The organism is Pseudomonas carassii, assembly GCF_036324045.1.
GTDB classification, from domain to species: Bacteria; Pseudomonadota; Gammaproteobacteria; order Pseudomonadales; family Pseudomonadaceae; genus Aquipseudomonas; species Aquipseudomonas peradeniyensis.
Genome location: NZ_JAZDCT010000071.1, coordinates 1 through 5,263 on the forward strand (window position 1 = coordinate 1; position 5,263 = coordinate 5,263).

General features: G+C 67.1%; 2 protein-coding genes. Both read right to left on the reverse strand.

Annotated features, from left to right (window positions below; all coding sequences use genetic code 11):
• The coding region (locus V0R62_RS26455) for a condensation domain-containing protein (protein ID WP_330105799.1) at positions 1-2,106 on the reverse strand (2,106 nt) is incomplete at its 3' end.
• Positions 2,107-2,121: 15 nt separating this feature from the next.
• On the reverse strand, positions 2,122-5,263 hold a 3,142-nt coding region (locus V0R62_RS26460), incomplete at its 5' end, for an amino acid adenylation domain-containing protein (RefSeq protein WP_330105800.1).

The following is a 5,263-nucleotide window of genomic DNA, read 5'->3' on the forward strand; positions in this document are numbered from 1 at the left end:
ACCAAAGATCTCCCAGACCGAGAAGTCGAACGCATAGGAGTGGAACAGCGTCCACACATCCTGCGGGCCGAAGCCGAACCAGGCATCGGTGGCCTTGAACAGACGCAACAGGTTGTGGTGCGGCAGCAGCGTGCCTTTCGGCTTGCCGGTCGAGCCCGAGGTGTAGATCACATAGGCCAGGTTATCCGGCTGAGTAACGTGCGCTGGGTTTTCGTCGCTGTAGCCAGCCAGATCGTCTTCCAGCTTCAGGCTACGAACCTGCGCCGGCACAGGCAGATCGGCCAGCAGATGCCCCTGAGTCAGCAGCAGTTGAATGCCGCTGTCTTCCATCATGTAGCTCAGGCGGTCCTGCGGGTACTCCGGATCCAGCGGCACATAGGCGCCACCCGCCTTGAGGATCGCCAGCAGGCCAACGATCATCTCAAAGCCGCGCTCCACCGCGATGCCCACCAGCACATCCGGCCCCACGCCCTGCTCGCGCAGCTTGTGGGCCAGGCGGTTGGCGCGGCGGTTGAGCTGGTCGTAGCTCAGCGACTGCCCGGCGAAGGTCACGGCAATCGCCTCAGGCGTACGCGCCGCCTGCGCTTCGATCAGTTCCTGGGCACAAGCCGTGCTTGGATAGCGCTGCACGTCGGCTTTCCACTCGCCCTGCTCGGCCACATCGAGCAACGGCAACTGCGCCACACGCTGCGCGTGGTCCTGGCAGATGCCCTGCAACAGGTTGCGCCAATGCCGGCCGATGCGCTCGACCGTAGCCGGGTCGAACAGCGAGGTGGCGTAGGTCAGTGCCGCGATCAGCCCGCCGTCGTGTTCGGCGGTGTTGAGGATCAGGTCGAACTGGGTGGTCTGCCCTTCCCAGCTCAAGCCCTCGACCTGCAGCTCGCCCAGCTGACGGGCCATGCCCGGGCTTTCGGCCTGGTGGTTGAACAGCACCTGGAACAGCGGGTTGTGGCTCATGCTGCGTTCGGGCTGCAGCGCCTCGACCAGTTGTTCGAACGGCAGGTCCTGATGCGCCTGGGCCTGCAGCGCGGCCTCGCGGACCTGCTGCAGCAACGCGGTGAAGGTGGTCTGCGGCGCGAACTCGGCCTTGAGCACCTGGGTGTTGACGAAGAAGCCGATCAGCCCCTGGGTTTCGGCCCGGGCACGGTTGGCCACCGGCACGCCGACACGGATATCGGCCTGGCCGCTGTAGCGGTGCAGCAGGGTCTGGAACGACGCCAGCAACAGCATGAACAGGGTCACCCCCTGCTGGCGCGCCAAGGCCTTGAGCGCCTGGGCCAGGGAGGCATCGATATCGATGGCCAGGCGGGCGCCGTGGAAGTTCTGCACCGACGGCCGCGGACGGTCGACGGGCAGTTCCAGCAGCGGCTGCTCGCCGGCCAGTTGCTGGCGCCAGTAGCCGAGCTGGCGCTCCTGCTCGCCCGCTTCCATCCAGTCGCGCTGCCACAACGCGTAGTCGGCGTACTGGATCGGCAGCTCGGCCAGGGTCACTGGCGAGCCCTGGCGCAAGCCTTGGTAAAGACGGATCAGCTCGTCCACCAGGATCGGCGTGGACCAGCCATCGGAGACGATATGGTGCACAGTGAGGATCAGCACATGCTCTTCAGGCCCCAGCACCAGCAGCCTGACCCGCAGCAGCGGGCCCTGTTGCAGGTCGAAGGGTTGTTGCACCTCGGCCTCCACCCGCGCGCGGATGGCCGCTTCCAGGCTGGCCGGATCGGCAACCGCGAACGGCTCCACCACCAATACCAATGGCATCGGCGGATGGACGATCTGCACCGCGCCGTCACCCTCCTGGCGGAAGGTGGTGCGCAGGGTCTCGTGGCGCGCCACCAGGCTGTCGAAGCTGAGCTGCAACGCCTCGATATCCAGCGAGCCCTTGAGTCGCAGCGCCGCCGGAATGTTGTAGGCGGCGCTGTGCGGATCGAGCTGCCAGAGGAACCACTGGCGCTGCTGTGCGTATGAAAGCGCTGCCCCGTCCGCAGATTCCCTTCTGAAGATCGGGGTGACCCCGTAGAGGTTGACACCCTGGCGCTTGAGCAAGGCTGCCAATGCCTTGCGCTCCCTGGTGGACAGCGACTTTACGGAGTCGAGCAGCTCTTGCACTTTGAATGTCTCCCGCTAAGCGATCAGATTATCTATTTCCTGTGCAGTAAGACGTTTCAAGGCCTCCAGGGATTTAGTCAGTTCGTCATGGGCGTTGGCGACCTGCCCCGACTTGCGCTCGACCACCTGGCTGAAATCGGCCAGGGTGGCCTGCTCGAACAGCTCGTTCAGGCTCAGGTCGACGCCCAGTTGCTCGCGCACCCGACCGATCACCTGGACAATCAACAGCGAGTGCCCACCCAGGTCGAAGAAGTTGTCCTGCAGGCCCACCCGCTCGACGTGCAGCACCTCGGCCCAGATCGCCGCCAGCTTGCGCTCCAGCTCCGTGACCGGCGCCACATGGGCCGGCTGCAGCTGGCTGGCGTCCGGCAGCGGCAGGGCCTTGCGGTCCAGCTTGCCGTTGGGGGTCTGGGGCATGCGCGCCAGGCCCACCAGGTGGCTCGGCACCATGTAGTCCGGCAGCCCGGCCTTCAGGTGCGCGCGCAACTCGCCACGCAGCGCTTCCACGCCTTGCTGCGCGTCGTGCAGCACCAGGTAGGCCGCCAGCTGCTTGCCGGCCGGGCCGTCGATATCGATCACCGCAGCCTCGCGGATCGCCGGGTGCAACAGCAGGCGCTCCTCGATTTCGCCCAGTTCGATACGGAAGCCACGGATCTTCACCTGATGGTCCAGGCGCCCGACATACTCGATCACACCATCGTCGCGGTAGCGGGTCAGGTCGCCGGTGCGGTACAGGCGCCCGCCCGGCTCGCTGGCGAACGGATCCGGCACGAAACGCTCGGCGGTCAGCCCCGGACGGTTGTGGTAACCCCGCGCCAGGCCATCGCCGCCGATCAGCAGCTCGCCGCGCGCGCCTTGCGGCAACAGGTCCAGCTCGGCGCCGAGCACATGCAGGCGGGTGTTGGCCAGCGGACGGCCCAGCCACACGTCGTCGCTGGCGGTCAGGTAGTGGCAGGCCGACCAGATGGTGGTCTCGGTCGGGCCGTAGACGTTCCACACATGCCCGGCCTGGGCGATCAGGCGCTGGGCCAGCTCGGCGCTCAGCGCTTCGCCGCCGCACAGCACCTTCTTGCCGGCGAAGGCACCGGGCGCCGCGGCATCCAGCAGCATGCGCCAGGTCGATGGCGTAGCCTGGACGACGCTGACCGCCTGGGCCTGGATCACCGCCAGCAAGGCCTGCGGGTCCTTGTTCACCTGCTCGCCCAGCAGCACCACGCTGGCGCCGCGCAGCAATGGCAGGTACAGCTCAAGGCCGGCGATGTCGAACGACAGCGAGGTCAGCGACAGCACCTTGTCCGAAGCATCGATGCCCGGCTGGCGCGCCATGCTGCACAGGAAGTTGACCAGCGCGTCGTGGCGGATGGTCACGCCCTTGGGCTTGCCGGTGGAGCCGGAGGTGTAGATCACGTAGGCGAGGTTTTCCGGCAGTGCCAGCTGGCGCGGATTGTCCTCGCCGTGCTCGGCCGGCAGCGGCTGGTCCAGGCACAGGCTGTGCACCTGCGGCGGAATCGGCAGGTGCTGCAGCAGGCTGGACTGGGTCAGCAGCAATGCAATGTCGCTGTCCTCCATCATGTAGGCCAGGCGGTCCTCGGGGAACTGCGGGTCCAGCGGCACGTAGGCGCCACCGGCCTTGAGCACCGCCAGCAGGCCGACCAGCATGTCCAGGCTGCGCTCCACGGCGATCCCCACCAGCACATCGGGGCCGACGCCCAGGCTGCGCAGGTGATGGGCCAGGGCATTGGCGCGACGGTTCAGTTGCTCATAGCTCAGCGACTGCTCGCCCAACACCGCGGCGATGGCCTGCGGTGTGCGCGCGGCCTGCGCCTCGATCAGCTGCTGGACGGTCTGCCCGCGTGGGTAGTCGGCGGCGCTATCGTTCCAGGCGTGCAGGGTGCGCTCGCGCTCCTCGCGGCTCAGCAGCGGCAAATCGACAACCCGCTGAGCGGCGTCCTGGCAGATGCCCTGCAACAGGTTGCGCCAGTGCTCGGCCATGCGCGCCACGCTCGCAGCCTCGAACAGGCTGGTGGCGTAGGTCAGGGTCGCGCTCAGGCCACCTTCGTGCTCGGCGGTGTCCAGGGTCAGGTCGAACTGCGCGGTCTGCTTGTCCGAGACCAGCCCCCGCAGGCTGAGGCCCGCCAGTTCGCGGGACTCGCCCAGCACCTGGGTCTGGTGGTTGAACATCACCTGGAACAGCGGGCTGTGGCTCAGGCTGCGCTCCGGCTGCAGGGCCTCGACCAGTTGCTCGAAGGGCAGTTCCTGGTGTGCCTGGGCGCCCAGGGCGGTGTGCTTGACCTGTTGCAGCAGTTCGTCGAAGCACAGTTGCGGCTGGAAGCGGGCATCCAGCACCTGGGTGTTGACGAAGAAGCCGATCAGGCCTTCGGTTTCCGCCCGGGTGCGGTTGGCCACCGGCACGCCGACGCGGATGTCGGCCTGACCGGAATGGCGATGCAGCAAGGTCTGGAACGAAGCCAGCAGGAGCATGAACAAGGTCACGTCCTGCTGCCCGGCCAGCGCCTTGAGCTGGGCAACCAGGCCCGGCTCCAGGCTCACCTGCAGGCGAGCACCGTCGTATTGCTGCACGGCGGGACGTGGGCGGTCGGTGGCCAGCTCGAGAATCGGCTGGCTGCTACCCAGTCGCGCTTGCCAGTAGTCCAGCTGGCGCTGTTGCTCGCCGGCCTCCATCCACTGACGCTGCCAGGCGGCATAGTCGGCGTACTGGAACGCCAGGGCCGGCAGCTGCGGGGCCTTACCCTGCAGATGGCTTTCATAGCCGCGGACCAGTTCGTCGACCATGATCGGCATCGACCAGCCGTCGGCGACGATATGGTGCAGGGTCAGCACCAGCACATGGTCGTCGGCGGCCAGGCGCAGCAAGCGGGCGCGCAGCAGCGGGCCGTGCTCGAGGTTGAACGGCTCGCGCACCTGGGCCTCGACCCAGGCCTGCAACGCTGTTTCATCCAAGGCTGCCGACACGACCTGCAGCGGTACATCGAGCGTCGGGTGAACCACCTGTTCGGCGCTGTCGCCCTGCTGCCTGAAGGTGGTGCGCAGGGTTTCGTGACGGGCGATCAGCGCGGCGAAGCTGCTGCGCAGTGCCTCGATGTTCAACTCGCCCTTCAGGCGCAGTGCGGAAGGGATGTTGTAGGCGGCGCTGTCC